Origin of the sequence: Agaricicola taiwanensis (genome assembly GCF_014635245.1) — a bacterium.
Taxonomy (GTDB): domain Bacteria; phylum Pseudomonadota; class Alphaproteobacteria; order Rhizobiales; family Methylopilaceae; genus Agaricicola; species Agaricicola taiwanensis.
In genome coordinates this window covers 1,215,441-1,232,367 of the sequence record NZ_BMCP01000002.1, presented here as the reverse complement: position 1 = coordinate 1,232,367, position 16,927 = coordinate 1,215,441, and the positions used below count along the sequence as shown (strand labels likewise).

The 16,927-nt window shown below is 63.0% G+C and carries 17 protein-coding genes; 10 read left to right on the top strand and 7 right to left on the bottom strand.

What is annotated here, in order from left to right; all coding sequences use genetic code 11:
• Positions 1–38 precede the first annotated feature (38 nt).
• Positions 39–2,039, bottom strand: coding sequence for a lytic transglycosylase domain-containing protein (locus IEV58_RS13400; RefSeq protein WP_188410211.1), 2,001 nt, complete (start codon positions 2,037–2,039; stop codon positions 39–41).
• Here IEV58_RS13400 and IEV58_RS13395 point away from each other — a divergent pair.
• From IEV58_RS13395 to smpB, 3 genes are all read left to right on the top strand, one after another.
• Positions 2,038–2,184 carry a hypothetical protein gene (locus IEV58_RS13395; RefSeq protein ID WP_188410210.1) on the top strand — a complete coding sequence of 49 codons (147 nt, stop codon included), beginning with the start codon at positions 2,038–2,040 and terminating at the stop codon, positions 2,182–2,184. The two genes, IEV58_RS13400 and IEV58_RS13395, sit on opposite strands and share 2 nt — an antisense overlap.
• Before the next feature lie 157 nt (positions 2,185–2,341).
• Complete coding sequence (dapA, locus tag IEV58_RS13390; RefSeq protein ID WP_188410209.1) at positions 2,342–3,235, top strand: 4-hydroxy-tetrahydrodipicolinate synthase; 894 nt, start codon at positions 2,342–2,344, stop codon at positions 3,233–3,235.
• Between the two features lie 13 nt (positions 3,236–3,248).
• Positions 3,249–3,722, top strand: coding sequence for an SsrA-binding protein SmpB (gene smpB / locus IEV58_RS13385; protein WP_188410208.1), 474 nt, complete (start codon positions 3,249–3,251; stop codon positions 3,720–3,722).
• Positions 3,723–3,925: 203 nt separating this feature from the next.
• Here smpB and IEV58_RS13380 read toward each other — a convergent pair whose 3' ends face one another.
• Positions 3,926–4,063, bottom strand: a complete 138-nt coding sequence (locus tag IEV58_RS13380) for a hypothetical protein (protein WP_188410207.1) — start codon at positions 4,061–4,063, stop codon at positions 3,926–3,928.
• Positions 4,064–4,202: 139 nt separating this feature from the next.
• Between IEV58_RS13380 and yghX the strand changes: the two genes are divergently transcribed.
• The 4 genes from yghX (at position 4,203) to IEV58_RS13360 (ending at position 7,785) form a co-directional block, all read left to right on the top strand.
• Complete coding sequence (gene yghX / locus IEV58_RS13375) at positions 4,203–5,090, top strand: YghX family hydrolase (RefSeq protein WP_188410206.1); 888 nt, start codon at positions 4,203–4,205, stop codon at positions 5,088–5,090.
• A 261-nt stretch (positions 5,091–5,351) separates the two neighbouring features.
• Positions 5,352–6,446 (top strand): hypothetical protein, encoded by a 1,095-nt coding sequence (locus IEV58_RS13370; RefSeq protein WP_188410205.1) that lies wholly within the window; start codon positions 5,352–5,354, stop codon positions 6,444–6,446.
• Complete coding sequence (locus IEV58_RS13365) at positions 6,443–6,913, top strand: type II toxin-antitoxin system VapC family toxin (protein ID WP_188410204.1); 471 nt, start codon at positions 6,443–6,445, stop codon at positions 6,911–6,913. Before IEV58_RS13370 ends, IEV58_RS13365 begins: the two co-directional genes overlap by 4 nt.
• A 65-nt stretch (positions 6,914–6,978) precedes the next feature.
• Positions 6,979–7,785: a BglII/BstYI family type II restriction endonuclease gene (locus tag IEV58_RS13360; protein WP_188410203.1), complete on the top strand. Its 807-nt coding sequence runs from the start codon at positions 6,979–6,981 to the stop codon at positions 7,783–7,785.
• Here IEV58_RS13360 and IEV58_RS13355 read toward each other — a convergent pair whose 3' ends face one another.
• Positions 7,786–8,445, bottom strand: a complete 660-nt coding sequence (locus IEV58_RS13355; RefSeq protein WP_188410202.1) for an MT-A70 family methyltransferase — start codon at positions 8,443–8,445, stop codon at positions 7,786–7,788.
• Positions 8,446–8,849: 404 nt separating this feature from the next.
• Here IEV58_RS13355 and gpmI point away from each other — a divergent pair, with 404 nt between their 5' ends.
• Complete coding sequence (gpmI, locus tag IEV58_RS13350; RefSeq protein ID WP_188410201.1) at positions 8,850–10,373, top strand: 2,3-bisphosphoglycerate-independent phosphoglycerate mutase; 1,524 nt, start codon at positions 8,850–8,852, stop codon at positions 10,371–10,373.
• Positions 10,374–10,376: 3 nt separating this feature from the next.
• On the opposite strand, the gene IEV58_RS13345 is transcribed toward gpmI, so the two are convergent.
• Positions 10,377–11,129 (bottom strand): transporter substrate-binding domain-containing protein, encoded by a 753-nt coding sequence (locus tag IEV58_RS13345; RefSeq protein WP_188410200.1) that lies wholly within the window; start codon positions 11,127–11,129, stop codon positions 10,377–10,379.
• A 236-nt stretch (positions 11,130–11,365) separates the two neighbouring features.
• Here IEV58_RS13345 and IEV58_RS13340 point away from each other — a divergent pair, with 236 nt between their 5' ends.
• Entirely contained in the window at positions 11,366–12,457 is a 1,092-nt protein-coding gene (locus tag IEV58_RS13340; protein WP_188410199.1) for a glycosyltransferase family 4 protein, read from the top strand.
• A gap of 18 nt (positions 12,458–12,475) precedes the next feature.
• Positions 12,476–14,683 (top strand): amylo-alpha-1,6-glucosidase, encoded by a 2,208-nt coding sequence (locus tag IEV58_RS13335; protein ID WP_188410198.1) that lies wholly within the window; start codon positions 12,476–12,478, stop codon positions 14,681–14,683.
• Between the two features lie 26 nt (positions 14,684–14,709).
• On the opposite strand, the gene aroC is transcribed toward IEV58_RS13335, so the two are convergent.
• The 3 genes from aroC to sfsA form a co-directional block, all read right to left on the bottom strand.
• Positions 14,710–15,792 (bottom strand): chorismate synthase, encoded by a 1,083-nt coding sequence (gene aroC, locus IEV58_RS13330; protein ID WP_188410197.1) that lies wholly within the window; start codon positions 15,790–15,792, stop codon positions 14,710–14,712.
• A 58-nt stretch (positions 15,793–15,850) separates the two neighbouring features.
• Entirely contained in the window at positions 15,851–16,087 is a 237-nt protein-coding gene (locus IEV58_RS13325) for a hypothetical protein (protein ID WP_188410196.1), read from the bottom strand.
• A 76-nt stretch (positions 16,088–16,163) separates the two neighbouring features.
• Positions 16,164–16,874, bottom strand: a complete 711-nt coding sequence (gene sfsA / locus IEV58_RS13320; RefSeq protein WP_188410195.1) for a DNA/RNA nuclease SfsA — start codon at positions 16,872–16,874, stop codon at positions 16,164–16,166.
• Positions 16,875–16,927 lie beyond the last annotated feature (53 nt).

Below are 16,927 nucleotides of genomic sequence, written 5' to 3'. Positions count from 1 at the left end.
ACGCGGAGACTATCCCGCCCGCACCGGCCGTCAAAGCATCAGCGCGCGCCGCGAAGGTCGGCTTCGATCGACTGGCTGGCCTTCGTGCCAAGCCGGGCGCGATAGACCCGCACGTTCTCCATCACACGCTGCACATAGTTGCGCGTCTCGGTGAAGGGGATACGCTCCACCCAATCGATCGGGTCGATGCGCGGGTCGCGCGGGTCACCGTATTTCTCGACCCATTGGCGCACGCGGCCGGGGCCGGCGTTATAGGCGACGAAGGTGAGAATGTAGGAGCCGTCGTAATTGTCGGTGAGCTCGCCCAGATGGGTCGCCCCCAGGGTCGCGTTATAGGATGGGTCTGTCAGCTTGCCCGGTGCATAGGTGATGCCGAACTTCTTTGCGGTCAGCTTGGCGGTGGAGGGCAGCATCTGCATGAGGCCGATCGCGCCCGCGCCGGATTTCGCAGAGGGATGAAACAGGCTTTCCTGCCGTGCGATGGCATAGACGAGCGGCAGTTCCACGCCGGGTCCGGCCGGTCGGATCTTCGGGATGCCGAGCGTGGGGAAGGCGACATCGTCAAGCGGATGGCCGGACTGGGTCGCTTCCTTGCCGATGAAGGTCATGGCGCGCGCGTCGCCGTGCTTTTCGGCAAGCTCCGCCAGAAGCGTATATTCCGCCGTGGTGTGGGCGCTGTCGACGAGATCGCCGAAAAGGCCGAGCGCCTCGTCACGGCCGCCGGCGGCGTAAAGAATAGAGACGGCACGGATGCCGGTGCGGCGCTCGAACGCGGCCCGTTCAGCCCGGCTCAATTTCGGCGCGCGCCGCAGGGTGACATCGCTGCGGCCGAGCTTGGCGAGCGCGGTCTGGCCGTAATAGGTCGTCGCGAATTGTGCCGCACTTTCATAATAGCTGCGGGCGCCGCCGACATTGCCGGAGGCTTCCGCCGCGCGGCCGAGCCAATAACGGGCGCGCGACAGCGTGATGGGCGTTGAGCCGATCTGCTCCAGCTTGGCGAAATGCTTGTGCGCGGTCTGCGGGTCGTTGAGGAAACGAAGCGCGATCCAGCCCGCGTGGAATTCCGCATCGGCCGCATCGGCGGGCGAGGTGGAGGCATGGGAGGCGGCGACGCGGTAGGCGGTCTTGGCCTCGCCCACATCCAGAAGCTCACGGGCGAGCACGCGGCGCTCGTTCCACCATTCGCGGCCATCGATGACCGTGGCGGGGTTGCTGGGCGCGGCGAGAACCGCCTTGGCGGCATCGGTGTAGCGCTCCTCGCGGCGGCGGTATTCGGCCAGCGCGTGAAGATAGCCGGGGTCCTTGCGATAGGCCGAGGGCACGGCATCCAGCTTGGCGGCGGCATCCTTGGCGCGGGCGTTCACCGCCGCGCGGGCCTGGGCCAGCGCGCGATAGCCGGCGGGCGCGCGTGCCGCCACCTTCAGGGCCTCGGCGTTGCGGCCGCGGTAGAGCAGGCGCTCGGCGCGATACTGATAATCCTCGGCCGCCAGCATGCGGCCGAATTCCTTCAGCATGCCGTCCTGCACGCTGTCGGGCAGGTCCTCCTCGCGCCACACGGCGCGCGCATGGGCCGCCGCGCCCTTCACATCGCCCCGCGCCACCAGCGCACGGGCCACGGCAAGCCGCCCCATGCCGGAGGTCGGCGGACGCTTGGCGAAGAAACCCAGCACCGTGTTGGGGTGGATGTTCTCCAGGTAAAGCGCCTCTTCCGCGCGGCGGCGGACGTTGCGGCGGCTTTCCCAGTCGGGATAACGCTCCAGGAAATCGGCGAGGCGGGCAAAGCCCATCTGCCGCGAGGCATAGCGGGTCGTCAGCCATTCGCCCAGCGCGCGGGCGGCGGGATCACGCAAGGAGGCCGAGACGCTGTTGGCGCCGGCGAGATCGCCCTTCTTCAGGCTGGAGAGCAGCTGCCGGATCTGCGGCGCGGAATTGGAAACGGGCAGGGCAGGGCCCGCCGCCGGCTGCGTCAGCGGGATGCTGGCGGTGGCGGCGATGGCGGTCTCCGCCGCATTGGTCACGCGGGAGGCGGCCACCGGCATGGGCACATCCGCCGCGGCGGCAGCCGCCATGGTGCCGGGGCGCGGCTCCGGCAACGGAACCTTCGCCATAACCGAGGAAGACCAGATCAAGGCGAGGGCAGTCGCCGCAGTTCGGCTCAACACGTCCGTCAGCTCCCGAGAGTGAAAGGAAACTTTGCCCGTACTTGGTTGATGAAACGTAACCCGTTAGAAAATCTAATAAAGAGCGAAGGCGGCGAAACGAGGGCTTCCCCGCGAAGCGCCCTGCCGCTATCAGTATGCGCTCAACTGAGCGTTACGTGCAAAGCTGAAGGATTTCCGCCATGTCCCACCGTCCGCCCTTCAAGGGTTCGATCACCGCGCTGGTGACGCCGTTCAAGGATGGAGCGGTGGACGAGAAATCCCTTCGCGATTTCGTGACCTGGCAGATCGAGGAAGGCTCCAACGGCCTCGTTCCCGTCGGCACCACGGGTGAAAGCCCGACGCTGAGCCATGATGAGCACAAGCGCGTGGTGGAGCTGACGGTGAAGGAAGCGGCAGGCCGCGTGCCCGTCATCGCCGGTGCCGGCTCCAACTCCACTGCCGAGGCCATCGATTTTGCCCGCCACGCGGAAAAGGCCGGTGCGGATGCGGTTCTCGTCGTCACACCCTATTACAACAAGCCGACCCAGGAAGGGCTTTACCAGCACTTCAAGGCGGTCAACGACGCCATCGGCATTCCCATCATCATCTACAACATCCCGCCGCGCAGCGTCATCGACATGTCGGTGGAAACCATGGCGCGCCTCTATGAGCTCCCGAACATCGCGGGCGTGAAGGACGCGACCATGAACCTGCTGCGCCCCAGCCTGCAGCGCCAGGCCATGGGGCCGGAGTTCAACCAGCTCTCGGGTGAGGACGGCACGGCGCTGGCCTTCATGGCCCATGGCGGCGACGGCTGCATCTCGGTGGTGTCGAATGTCGCGCCGCGTCTCTGCGCCGAGTTCCAGGCGGCCTGCCTTGCCGGCGATTACAAGGCGGCGCTGACGCTGCAGGATCGGCTGCTGCCGCTCCACACCAGCCTCTTCCTTGAAACCAATCCGGCGCCGGCGAAGTTTGCCCTCTCGCTGCTCGGCAAGATGAGCCCGGAGACGCGCCTGCCGCTGGTGCCGGTCTCAAAGCCAACGCAGGACGCGGTGCGCGCGGCCATGGTGCATGCCGGGCTGCTGAACGGATAGGACAAGAAGGACAATGGCCAAGCGCGACGATCCGTCGGTCAAGACGGTCGCCGAAAACCGGCGCGCCCGCTTTGAATATGAGATCAAGGACACCTTCGAGGCCGGCATCATGCTGTCGGGCACGGAGGTGAAGTCATTGCGCTCGGGCAAGGCGACCATCGGAGAGGCCTATGCTCAGGAAAAAGGCGGCGAGCTCTGGCTCATCAACGCCTATATCCCGGAATATCTCGCCGGCAACCGCTTCAACCATGAGACCAAGCGCCCGCGGAAGCTGCTGATGCACCGGCGCGAGATCAACAAGCTCGCCGCCGCCGTGCAGCGCGAGGGCATGACCATCGTGCCGCTCTTGCTCTATTTCAATGAAAAGGGCAGGGCGAAGCTGAAGCTCGCCGTGGCCAAGGGCCGCCAGACCCACGACAAGCGCGAGGCGCTGAAACAGCGCAGCTGGAACCGCGACAAGGCAAGGCTCCTGCGCGACCGCGGGTGACGCCGGAACGCGTGGCCCATCCTTCGACCCTTCGAGACGATCGCTGCGCGATCCCTCAGGGTGAGGTCGCCTTCAGCGACCCTCAGGATGAGGTTCGTGTGCTTGGCACCGGCATAAGCGGCCAGCCAAAACCGCCGCCCTCATCCTGAGGGCCGCCGCAGGCGGCGTCTCGAAGGATAAGCCACACCCTCCGCGCACCTGACTTAAGCTGGCGGGTTCATCACGTACCAGAGATTGTACCCGACGAAGATCACCACAGCCACGACGAGGATGAGGACGGCCGCGCCGCCGAGGCCCTTCAGTTTTCTCCGCGTCGGAGGATTGTCAGGGGGCGGTGGCATGCTCACTCCAAAGCTGTGCTGTGCCTCAACGTCCCGGCCTCGGAGAATGTTTCGTCGTGATGGTGGAAACGGAGGGATTCGAACCCGGCTGATCCGCTATGCTAACCTCCCCCAAAACCGCACCGGAGGAAGCGCAGGCATGACCCGTCTCACGGCAAAACATTTCCCGCAGGAGCTTCTGGAGCTCTACGACTATTACGCCCACGGCCGCATCACCAAGCGCGAGTTTCTGGACCGTGCCGGCAAGTTCGCCGTCGGCGGCCTGACGGCTGCCGCCATCCTCGCCTCCCTCAGCCCCGATTACGCGCTGGCGCAGCAAGTGCCGGCGACCGATCCCGACATCGTGGCCGAGCGCATCACCTACCCGGCACCCAACGGCCATGGCGAGGTGAGGGGCTATCTGGTGCGCCCGGCGAAGACCGAGGGCAAGCGGCCCGGCGTCGTGGTGGTGCATGAGAACCGCGGCCTCAACCCCTACATCGAGGATGTCGCCCGCCGGCTGGCGAAGGCCGGCTTCATCGCCCTGGCGCCCGACGGCCTCACCTCCGTCGGTGGCTATCCGGGAGATGACGAGAAGGGCCGCGAGCTGCAGGCCAAGGTCGATCCCGAAAAGCTGATGAACGACTTCTTCGCGGCCATCGAATTCCTGATGGAGCATGAGGCGACGACGGGCAAGGTGGGCATCACCGGCTTCTGCTACGGCGGCGGCGTCGCCAATGCGGCCGCCGTGGCCTATCCGGAACTCGGCGCCGCCGTGCCCTTCTATGGCCGCCAGCCTAAACCGGAAGACGTCGCCCGCATCAAGGCGCCGCTCCTCATCCATTACGCCGAGCTCGACACCCGCATCAACGAAGGCTGGCCCGCTTACGAGAAGGCGCTGAAGGAGGCCGGCAAGACCTATGAGGCGCACATCTATCTCGGCGTGAACCACGGCTTCCACAACGACACGACCCCGAGGTACGACGAGGCCGCGGCGAAGCTTGCTTGGGAGCGGACGGTGGACTGGTTCCAGCGGTGGTTGGGGTGAGGGGATGCAGCAGTAGAGCTGGATCCCAGCGGGCTGCCAAACAAGGGCTAGAGTGGAGGCGTGATCTTAGTTTCATCGTCCAACCCTTTGTTTCCATTAAGATCTCTAGTGCATACCACCGCCAATAGGCCCCTCCGGCGCCAGCCAAGATATGCGTTCCTATCGCTATAACCCATGGCTTCCGACCATTTAGTCCGTTGGACAGTTGCATGTTTCAAGCATCGCGATAGAATAATCAAAAAGATTTATTTATGAGCGGCGATGGCGAACGAAACTGACATATGGCGACCAGGGAGTTTTACTAAGAACTTCAGTTGGGGAAAGCCGTCGGCCGGATTGTCCGAGCTTCATGAAATTATTCGCCTTGGTTTTACCAATGAGATGAAAGATGTCCCACGCGAGGAGTTTCGCGGTCGAGTTCGCTCATCCGGACGACCAGATTATATCCCGATCAACTTTTTTCTTTTTAACAAGACAGTAGATGGTGTTAACTTACTGTGCGCAGATGAATTAGTCTTTCAGGCTTTAAACTATTCCCACTCACCAAGGTTTGATAAACTTGCTCTATTTGCATTCATTTTAAGCCTCGCAGGGCGGTGGACCGGAGCTCGTGCGGAGCAAAGACGTCCTGCTCTCTGGGCAAATGCCTATGTGAAGGAGCATATTGCCGGCATACTAAACTGGCAAACCAAGCTGGTCAGTGCCGACGATATCGAAAACTTCGTTAAAGGCGATCCACGCTATCGGGCAGAAACAACGCGGAAATTGGCGACCAACCTTAACTACTTGTTTATTGGCGGGCGCCTCAGCGAGATGGACAGTGCGCGGATCGAAAGATGGTGGGTCGATTGCCTCTTCCTTGCGCTGGATAGGATCGTTGAAGATCGTCTACTTGACAGAAAAGCGACGTCGCCGTCGGATTATGGGCGACACCTCGAGCGATACGGCTTCATGGAACTCACCGGTAAAGCCACGTTAGAAAAAAAGCTCGCGATCAAGCATCTTGTCAATCTTTACGACGCTTGCGGGGGACGAAGCAGGTTTTCGGAAAAAGCGACGAAAGAGCGAACCGGGATGTTACTTCCCGACATTCAATTCTTCGTAGCTAACGATCCGCGTCCTCGCGGTGCCGTTCATATGACAAACCCTCGAATCCTGAAGAGTATTCCACCCGCATGCGCCATGCTGGCAAAGTACGCTGGTTTCGATGATCTTTCTCCCGATGATCTGGAGGAGTTTGATCTTGAAGAGTTTGTCAAACGGAAGACGCAAGCAGCGCTCAACAGGTTAAAGAAAGAAAATATTGAGCCAAGCATGACTGCGGAGCAGCTTATGAAACTGATGAGGGGAGAATGACGACTTTCTTGGATTCCAGCATTCTGATTTCTCTGATCAAAGCGGCCGAGTCTAATCACCAGTGGGCTGTCGATCAGTTCAACATCCGCAAGCAGCAGGGACCAGTCATTATATCTGATGTGGTCTATTCGGAAATTAGTGTGACTTTCAGAGATGTTGCCGAGGTTAATCACGCTCTGGGTGTGTTGGGCGTAGAAAGATATCCTGGGAGCGATGAGGCTCTAGTAGGTGCGGGACGCGCTTATCTGAAATACAAAGGCGTCAACAGGGGTCCAAAAAATAGTCTTCTGCCTGACTTTTTTATTGGGGCAGAGGCCTCGCAGGAGAAGGCGCCCTTGATGACGAATAATCAAAAAGATTTTCTAAAGTATTTTCCTGACCTTGAGTTGATTGTTCCGCCAACGACCGCAACTAACTTTTCAAAGTCGTTCATTCCGCTTGGACCGGCGGAAGGACCGAAGGAATAGTCGAGTCATGCCTTTGTCCCGAGCCGTGGTACAGTTGAGTTACGAATCAACCTGCGAATGAGTTTATGTTTGACGCCCTGATTGCCCGCGGCTTTCAAGTCGAAATCCACTCACATGCTCGTGCTATTCTGAGTGTCGATTTTCCTGATGCTGTTGCCGAACTTGAAGATGCTATAGGGTGTCTGTCCATCCCGATCGAGGAAATAGTGGGCTCAGGTGGGGGGGAGTCTCAGGGGACCCAACGTCTCCGACGAGCACTTGCCGAGCTTGGCTGGACCAAGATGAATTTCATTGTCGAGAAGCGCATCAACGGCGTAGCCAGAGAGGCCATCTCGCATGAGATTGACCACGTAAAGGCATTTGAAGCCGGCGTTGTCGCCTGTGAGATCGAATGGAACAATAAAGATCCCTTCTTCGACCGCGATTTAGAAAATTTCAAACGCCTTCATGCCGATGGCGCAATTTCAGTCGGTGTCATAGTCACCCGCGGCAGTTCGATGCAGGATGAGTTGAAGGCGATGGTGCAGCGGTTTGCTGCCGAACGCCGTCTGAACTCTCACGCTGCAGTCACGGCCTTCGGAATGAGCCGTACCGCTCGGCAGAACAGGGAAGTTGAGCGCCGCATTCGCGCAGGGCAGTCCTACGAGGAAGCTTGGGCTGGTCAGTTTGTCTCCGACAAGTACGGTATGGCAACAACCCACTGGTCTAAACTCGAGGATCGAGTTCATCGTGGCGTAGGAAACCCGTGTCCGTTGGTTTTGGTGGGCCTGCCATCGAGCATAGTGACTTTCGATGAAGGCTTGCAACTGATTGACATAGAGGACGAAGCCGACGCGTTAATAGAAGAGGGTATTGCGTCGGCTGAAGAGTAATCACTCGGCCGCGACACGATGGGTGGCGGAGTTGTAACTGTAGGTTTTCCAAGAGGGTTCATAGGTATCGTCTGCCTGATTACCCCAGGTTTCCCACTTTGATCGAACGCCGCGGCCAAACATTTCAAGATAAGGGCCCGGCGAGCATGACTCGATCAATGAATACTGCTCGTCTGGCTTACGAGAGTGTTCGCGCTTGCGCGATGAGAGATAGTTGACCTGCGAACGGCCTGCGTCCAGCGTTCGAGCATTCTTGCCTCGAACGCCAAACAAGATCAGTTCGGTGACATTTCGGAAATAGAAGCCGACGCCACGACCGTCGGACCCGCCATCTTTACGAACCTTGTGCCACACGATATTGGATTTGTAATGAAAGCCCCATGCCTTCATGACTTGTAGGCCCTCGGGTAGCAACGCATTGGGAACCCACAGATACAGATGCGCAGTTGATGCGCATGCGTCTGCTACAGGCAACTCCATTATCTCAGGAAGAGCCATCGTGCCGTAGCGCGACAGACGTTTATGTTCCGGTGCAACTTTGCCGGTTCGGTTTACAAATTGCCATGGCGGGTCAGCCAAAATCGTTGCGAACTTACGATCGCCGACGAACTTCAGGAAATCTTGGGACGGTGACGGAGCATCGTCGGGGCGGGCAAGCATGGAATCTCCTTCAGTCCCACATACTGAGGCTTTTCTTACCTTAGGTGTTCAGTCTCGCAAGATCGAGTATTATCGTTTCCCGACCGTTAATATCACCTTGTAGCATGGCCAGTTTCCCTGTGAGCAGCCGCCGTCGGCGATTCGTGCCGTCGACCACTCAGTTGGCGATGTTCATGTTTTGTTCTATTTTTTTTCTTATGTCAATCGAAGTTTTCGATGAATCGCAGGTATCGCTTCGCCCGTTCGTCTATCGGCATCATCTGGAAGCTCCTCAGTCGTAAAGTCTTGAATGGCTGGGCGCGCTGAAGCCCCAACGGGATGTCCTTTATGGACGTGGCCCTTCCCATTGCCCACAACCACCCCCAAATGCTAAGCGCCTCCTAACCCCACCCCGGAGCCCTGCCATGCCCGCCAAGATCCCCACCATGCTCATGATCCTCGATGGCTGGGGCTGGCGTGAGGAGGCGGCTGATAATGCGGTGCTGCAGGCGAAAACGCCGAACTTCGATCGCTTCTGGGCGAACTGCCCGCACGCCTTCCTGCGCACCTTCGGCGGGGATGTGGGCCTGCCGCAGGGGCAGATGGGCAATTCCGAGGTGGGGCACCTCAACCTCGGGGCCGGGCGGGTGGTGATGCAGGATCTGCCGCGCATCAATGAGGCCATGGCGGGTGAGGGGCTGGCCCAGGCGCTGGAGGCGACCGGGCTGCCGGCGGCGCTGAAGAAGACCGGCGGCACCTGCCATATCCTCGGGCTTATCTCGCCGGGCGGCGTCCATGCGCATCAGGACCATGCGGCGGCGCTGGCACAGATCCTGGCGCGCGCCGGCATCCCCGCCGTGGTGCATGTCTTCACCGATGGGCGCGACACGCCGCCCAGCGCCGGCGCGGATTATGTGAAGGCGCTGGAGGCGGCGCTGCCGAAGGATGTGCCCATCGCCAGTGTCACCGGGCGCTATTACGCCATGGACCGCGACAACCGCTGGGAGCGCGTGTCGCAGGCCTTCAATGCCATGGTGCATGGGCAGGGGCAGCATTTTGCCAGCGCCGATGAGGCGATCCGGGCCGGCTATGCCGCAGGCAAGACCGATGAGTTCCTGCCCGCTTCCGTGATCGGCCACTATGCCGGCATGAAGGATGGCGATGCGCTGCTGAGCTTCAACTTCCGCGCCGACCGCATCCGCCAGCTGCTGGACGCCATGCTGGACCCGGACTTCCAGGGCTTTGACCGGGGCCGGGTGCCGCGCTTTGCCCTTGCCGCAGGCATGACCTCCTATTCCTCCGAGCTTGACCAGCGCATGAAGGTGCTTTTTCCGCCGCAGACGCTGGCGAACGGGCTGGGAGAGACCGTGGCGAAAGCCGGCAAGACCCAGGTGCGCATGGCGGAGACCGAGAAATATCCGCATGTCACCTATTTCTTCAACGGCGGCGAGGAGACGCCTTACCCCGGCGAAGACCGCATCATGGTGCCGAGCCCGAAGGTCGCGACCTATGACCTGCAGCCCTCCATGTCCGCGCCCGAGCTGACCGGCAAGGCGGTGGAGGCCATTACTTCAGGCAAATATGACCTCGTGGTGCTGAACTTCGCCAACCCCGACATGGTGGGCCACACCGGCATTCTGGCCGCTGCGGTGGAGGCGGTGGAGACGGTCGATGCCGGCCTCGGCCGCATTGCGGAGGCCATCGAGAAGCAGGGCGGCTCGCTGCTGGTGACGGCCGACCACGGCAACTGCGAGATGATGCGCGACCCGGAGACGGGCCAGCCGCACACGGCGCACACCACCAATCCGGTGCCGGTCTTCCTCATCAGCTCGCGCAAGGGTGAGCTTCACGACGGCAAGCTGGCCGATGTGGCGCCGACGCTGCTCGACCTCATGGGCCTTGACCAGCCGGCCGAGATGACCGGCAAGTCGCTGCTGAAGTACGGTTAGCGCTCAGGCGTAGTGGCCGGCCGGCGCCACCGTGGCGCTGGGCATGCCGTGCTTTGCAAAGATGCGCTGCACGGTGCCGTCGGCCTTCAGTTCTTCCATGATGACGCTGAAGACCTCGAGCGCCTTATCATGCCCGTGCGGCACCACCACGGCGGTGCCGGCGGCATGGTAGTGGCCCTCGAGCATGCGTGAGCCCGGGAACTGCGGCAGCAGGCTCTCGATGCTCTCCTTGCCGATGGCCAGCGCATCGATCTCGCCGGCGGTGAACTTCTGCACGGCCTCGTCGAGGTTGGCGGCGCCCTGCACCGTGGTGTTCGTGGCGGCCTTGCGGGCGCTGCGGATGGTGGCCGTGTTCTCCACGCCCCAGGCGCGGATGCCTTCGCGGTTCACGTCATCAACATGCTGCAGCGTCGAGCCTGCCGGCACCATATAGGTCGAGATGCCGAGGAAGTGGTTGGGGCCGAAATCGGCGGCCTGTTTGCGCTCGGCATCGACGGGTGTGAAGGACACGTCCCAGATGCCGTCGTTCGCCGTTTCGATGATCTTGCCGGAGCTGCCGAGCTCCACGAGTTCCAGCGGCAGGCCGGTGCGCTCCGCCAGGATCTCGGCGAGGTCGACCGTGGGGCCGACGGGCTTGCCCGTTTCCGCCGAACGCGCGGTCCAGACGGCGGAGATCGCCGTTCCCACGGCAATGGCAACGCGAAGCTTGCCTGTGGGCGCAATGGCCTTGCGGGTATCGTCGTCGATGGTCTGCATGAAAAAGTCCTCCCCGCAGCACTGTTGATTGTTTGCAAGGAGCGGACTGTGCGCTGAAGGCGCGATTCAGTTCAAGAGGCGAATGAGCTCGCCGTCGCGCGTCGGCAGCGTCGTCATCTTGAATCCCCGATCGCCGCTCCCAAATCTTCCTTCGCCCGGGCTTCCCGGCCTCAGGGCTCTTCTGTGATCTCTGTGATCCTCTCATTTGCCGATGCTTCGCTCAGGAGTTTTTGCCGATGAAGATTGCTCAAATCGCGCCACTCGCCGAAAGCTGCCCGCCACGCCTTTATGGGGGCACAGAACGTATCGTCTCCTATCTGACCGAGGAACTTGTCGCCCGAGGGCATGACGTCACCCTCTTTGCCAGCGGAGACTCCATTACCGCCGCGCGGCTTGCGCCCTGCACCACGACGGCGCTCAGGCTGGACCCCCGCGTGCGCGACCCCATCCCTTACCATGTCGTGATGCTGGATGAGGTGCGGCGCCGGGCGGATGAATTCGACGTGCTGCATTTCCACACCGACCTTCTGCATTTCCCGCTGATGCGCGACATCGCGGATCGAACGGTGACGACCCTGCACGGGCGGCTGGACCTGCCGGACCTTCAGCCCTTCTACCGCGCTTTCCCTGATATGCCGCTGGTATCCATCTCCCGGGACCAGCGCCGCCCCATGCCGCCGGTGAACTGGGCCGGCACCGTCCATCATGGCCTGCCGCGCGACATGCTGCCCTTCACGGCGAAACCCAAGGGGGACTATCTCGCCTTCCTCGGCCGCATCTCGCCGGAAAAGCGGCCCGACCGCGCCATCGAGATCGCCGCGGCCGCGGGCCTCCCGCTGCGCATCGCCGCCAAGGTTGATGAAGCCGACCGCGCCTATTGGGACAACGTCATCGAGCCCATGCTGCGCGCCCACGACAATGTGGAATTTGTCGGCGAGATCAACGAGAGCGAAAAGGCGGTCTTCCTCGGCAATGCCAAGGCGCTGCTCTTCCCGATCGATTGGCCTGAGCCGTTCGGCCTCGTCATGATCGAGGCCATGTCCTGCGGCACGCCGGTCATCGCCTTCAACTGCGGCTCGGTGCCCGAGGTGATCGAGGATGGGCGTTCGGGCTTCATCGTGGATGATCTCCGCGGTGCGGTGGAGGCGGTGAAGCGGCTGGACGACCTGGACCGCGCCCAGGTGCGCGAGACCTTTGAGCGCCGCTTCACGGTTGAGCGCATGGCGCAGGATTATCTTGCCATCTATCGCGGGCTTCCCGGGGTGCGTCCGCAGCGGGCGCAGCTACGGCTGGCGGACATTGACTTCGAGGTGCAGGCTGTGGCGTGAGGAAGGAAACGAGACACGATGAACCAGGTGTTTCCCGAGTTGGAGACGAGGGCAGGCGGCGCCACGGCGCCCCTCGCCCAGTTCTTCATCCCCGCCACCGCGTCGCTGCAGGAGCGGCGGCCGCGCACCTTGAAGCATGGCGACACCTTCGCGCTGTTCGACCATAACGGTGATGCGCTTTCCGGGCCTGGAAGTCCGGAAGGCCTCTTCCACAACGACACGCGCTATCTCTCGCACCTTTATCTGACCATCGGCGGGCAGCGGCCGATCCTCCTGTCCTCAACGCTGCGCGACGACAATGCGGCGTTGACGTGCGACCTCACCAATCCGGATTTCTACACCGACGACGGCAGCGTCGGGTTGGAGCACGACCTGCTGCACATCCGGCGTTCGCGCTTCCTGTGGAAGGGGGCCTGTTATGAGCGGCTCTCCTTCCGGAATTTCGACGTGCGGCCGCAGCGGATCAGGGCGGAAATCACCTTTCTCGCCGATTTCGCCGACCTGTTCGAGGTGCGCGGCACGCGGCGCGAGCGGCGCGGCATACACCATTCACCCAAGGTGGAGAGGGACCGGGTGGTGCTGGCCTATACCGGCCTCGACGGCCGCCGCCGCGAAACGCATCTGCGGTTCGAGCCGTCGCCGGCGGATCTGTCGGCCGAGCGGGCACTGTTCGAACTGGAGATCGCGCCGCACGAGACGCGCGCCATCTTCCTGCGCATCGGCTGTGATGATGCTGGCGACGGAACCGCGTCGCTGCGCAGGAGCGTCCTCGGCGCCATGCTGGAGGCGCGGCGGGCGCTGCGCCGCTCCTCGTCCCGCGCGGCCGCGGTGGCAACCTCCAACGAGATCTTCAACGAGACCGTCCGGCGCAGCGTCTCCGATCTCTACATGCTGATGACGGATACGCCGGAGGGATTGTATCCCTATGCCGGCATTCCCTGGTTCAGCACGGTCTTCGGGCGCGACGCGCTGATCACCGCCATGGAGATGCTGTGGATGGATCCGCAGGTGGCGCGCGGCGTGCTGCGGCATCTTGCGGCCGAACAGGCCACGGATTTCGACGCTGCCGCCGATGCCGAGCCGGGCAAGATCCTGCATGAGGTGCGCAAGGGCGAAATGGCGGAACTGGGCGAGGTGCCCTTCCGCCGCTATTACGGGTCGATCGATTCCACGCCGCTCTTTCTCATGCTGGCGGGCGCCTATCTGGAGCGCACCGGCGATCGGGAGACGCTGCGCGCGCTCTGGCCCAACATCGAGGCCGCGCTGGGCTGGATCGATCACCACGGCGACCGCGATGGCGATGGCTTCGTGGAATATGGCCGCCACACCGACGAGGGCCTCGCCAACCAGGGCTGGAAGGACAGCAATGATTCCATCAGCCACGCCGACGGAACCCTGGCTCGGGGCCCCATCGCACTGGTGGAGGTGCAGGCCTATGTCTATGGCGCCTGGCGGGCCGCCGCCGCTATCGCCCGTGCCTTGGACAAGACCGACCGCGCGCTGGAACTCGATGCCCGCGCCGAAGCTTTGCGCCAGAGGTTCGACGCCTTCTTCTTCGACGAGGACCTCGGCACCTATGTCATCGCACTTGATGGCGACAAGAAGCCTTGCCGCATTCGCTCGTCCAATGCGGGACACGCGCTGTTCTCGGGAATTGCTTTTCCGGAGCGGGCGGAACGGGTCGTGCGCACTCTGATGAGCCCCTCAGCCTTTACGGGATGGGGCATCCGCACGCTGGCAAGATCGGCCACGCGCTACAATCCCATGAGCTATCACAACGGGTCCGTCTGGCCCCATGACAACGCCATGATCGCGGCCGGCTTTGCCCGTTATGGCTTCGCGGCCGACGCGGCACGGGTGTTCGAAGGCCTGTTCGCCGCCTCCACCTATATCGACCTGCGCCGGCTGCCGGAGCTGTTCTGCGGCTTCCCGCGGCAGCGCGGCCACGGCCCGACCTTCTATCCGGTCGCCTGTGCGCCGCAAGCCTGGGCGGCAGCGGCTCCGCTGTCGCTGATCCAGTCGTCGCTGGGCCTTGGCTTCGACCCATACGCGCACCGCGTCACCTTCACGCGGCCGGCGCTGCCGCAGTTCCTCGACGAGGTGCTGCTCCGCCAGTTGCAGGTGGGTGAGGGATCTCTGGACATCGCGCTTCGGCGGGACAGCGCCGGAGTGGCCGTCCATGTGATGCAGGCGCGGGAAGGAGCCACCGTCGAGGTGATCAGCTGAGGGGGGAAAGGGCGTTCCCCCTTGTCTCACCCCACCTGGCCGCGGTGGCGCAGGTAATGATCGGCCACCACGCAGGCCATCATGGCCTCGCCGATGGGCACGGCGCGGATGCCGACGCAGGGGTCGTGGCGGCCCTTGGTGCGGACATCCACTTCATTGCCGTCGCGGTCGATGGAGCGGCGCTGGGTGAGGATGGACGAGGTGGGTTTTACCGCGAAGCGCGCCACCACTTCCTGGCCGGTGGAGATGCCGCCGAGGATGCCGCCGGCGTGGTTGGAGAGGAACAGCGGCTTGCCGTCGTTGCCCATGCGGATCTCGTCGGCGTTCTCCTCGCCGGTGAGGGTCGCGGCACCCATGCCTTCGCCGATCTCCACCCCCTTCACCGCGTTGATGCTCATGAAGGCCGCGGCAATGTCGGCATCGAGCTTGCCGTAGACAGGCGCGCCGAGGCCGGCGGGCACGCCTTCGGCCACCACCTCGATGACGGCGCCGATGGAGGAGCCGGATTTGCGGATGCCGTCGAGATAGCCTTCCATTTCCTTCGCCGCCTCAGGGTCGGGGCAGAAGAAGGGATTGTTGTCGACCTCGTTCCAGTTCCAGCGGCTGCGGTCCACCTTGATGGAGCCCATCTGCACCAACGCCGCGCGCACCGAGAAGCCAGGCACGACCAGCCGGGCGAGGGCGCCGGCCGCGACCCGCATGGCGGTCTCGCGCGCGGAGGAGCGCCCGCCGCCGCGATGGTCGCGGATGCCGTATTTGGTCTGATAGGTGATATCAGCGTGGCCGGGCCGATAGAGCTTCTCGATCTCCGAATAGTCCTTGGAGCGCTGGTCGGTGTTCTCGATCAGAAGGCCGATGGGCGTGCCCGTGGTGATGAGATCCTCGCCATCGGCCATGACGCCTGACAGGACCTTGACCTGATCAGGCTCCTGCCGCTGCGTGGTGAAGCGCGACTGGCCGGGGCGGCGGCGATCAAGCTCGCGCTGGATGTCCGTCAAGCGGAAGCGCAGGTTGGGCGGGCAGCCGTCCACCACACCACCGAGGGCCGGGCCATGGCTTTCGCCGAAGGTGGTGACGCGGAAGAGATGGCCGAAAGTGTTGTGGGACATGGACGTGAAAACCCGCGCGCGTGATGTGCGGCGGTTTTAGGCAAGGCGCGGGGCGGGGTCAAACGCCATCGGCCTCTTCTTCGCTCTCCCCCCTTTCGGCGTGCTCCTGCCGCTCCTTCTCGTCGTCGAGCGCGTGCTCGAAGGCGCGGGCCTCGGCTCGGCTCTTGCTGATGTCGCGCTGGTTCTCCGCGTTGCTGTCCAGCCCTTCGCCACCGTGGCGGCTTTCGTCAGCGGGGGAAATCTCCTGCAGAGGCCGGCTCACGCGCTCGATGCGGAGATCATCTGGTGGGGACATCGCCGTGGGTTTCCTCTGTGTTGTTTTCCTACAGGACTAACAGGCAGGCGGATACGGCGGTTCCTTCACGGGCACGTCACCCGCGCATGAGGATCGGCACCGGAGCGGCCAGGGTGATGCCGTGAAGGGAAACCTCGCAGGTCCATGCGTAGGCTTCGACGCCGGCACTGCGGGCGAAGGCGAAGGCCTCAGCATAGACGGGGTCGACATCGCCGGCGATGGCGAAACCCTCGGCCGGTCCCTGGATGACGTAGAGCATGACGCCGCGCGCGCCAGAGGCCACCTCACGGGCAAGATCGGCCAAGTGCTTGGTACCGCGGCTGGTGACGGCATCGGGAAATTCCGCCAGCGGTCCCTCGCGCCAGAGGGTGACGTTCTTCACCTCCACGAAAGCGGGCGGCGTCGGCCCGTCGCTTATGAAGATGTCGACGCGGCTGTTCAGTCCATACGGCACCTCGCGCCGCAGCGCGGCGTATCCGGCAAGCTCCGGGACCCGGCCCGCGACTATGGCTTCGGCTGCAATGCTGTTGGCATGGGCCGTGTTGACGCCGACGAGCGCAGGGCCATCGGGAAGGGGCGCTTCCACCAGCTCCCATGAGAAGCCGAGCTTGGTGTGCGGCTTTTCCAACAGCCAGATGCGGCTGCCGGGTGTCTTGAGACCGGTCATGGCTCCGGAATTGGCCACATGGGCAGTGACCAGGCGGCCATCGTCCAAGGCCACATCGGCGAGGAACCGCTTGTAGCGCTGGATCAGGCGGCCGGGCAGGAGAGGGGCGGTGAACTGCATGGCGGCCATAGGCCCGATGTGACGGTGCGGGGCAAGGGGGCATGACGACTCTT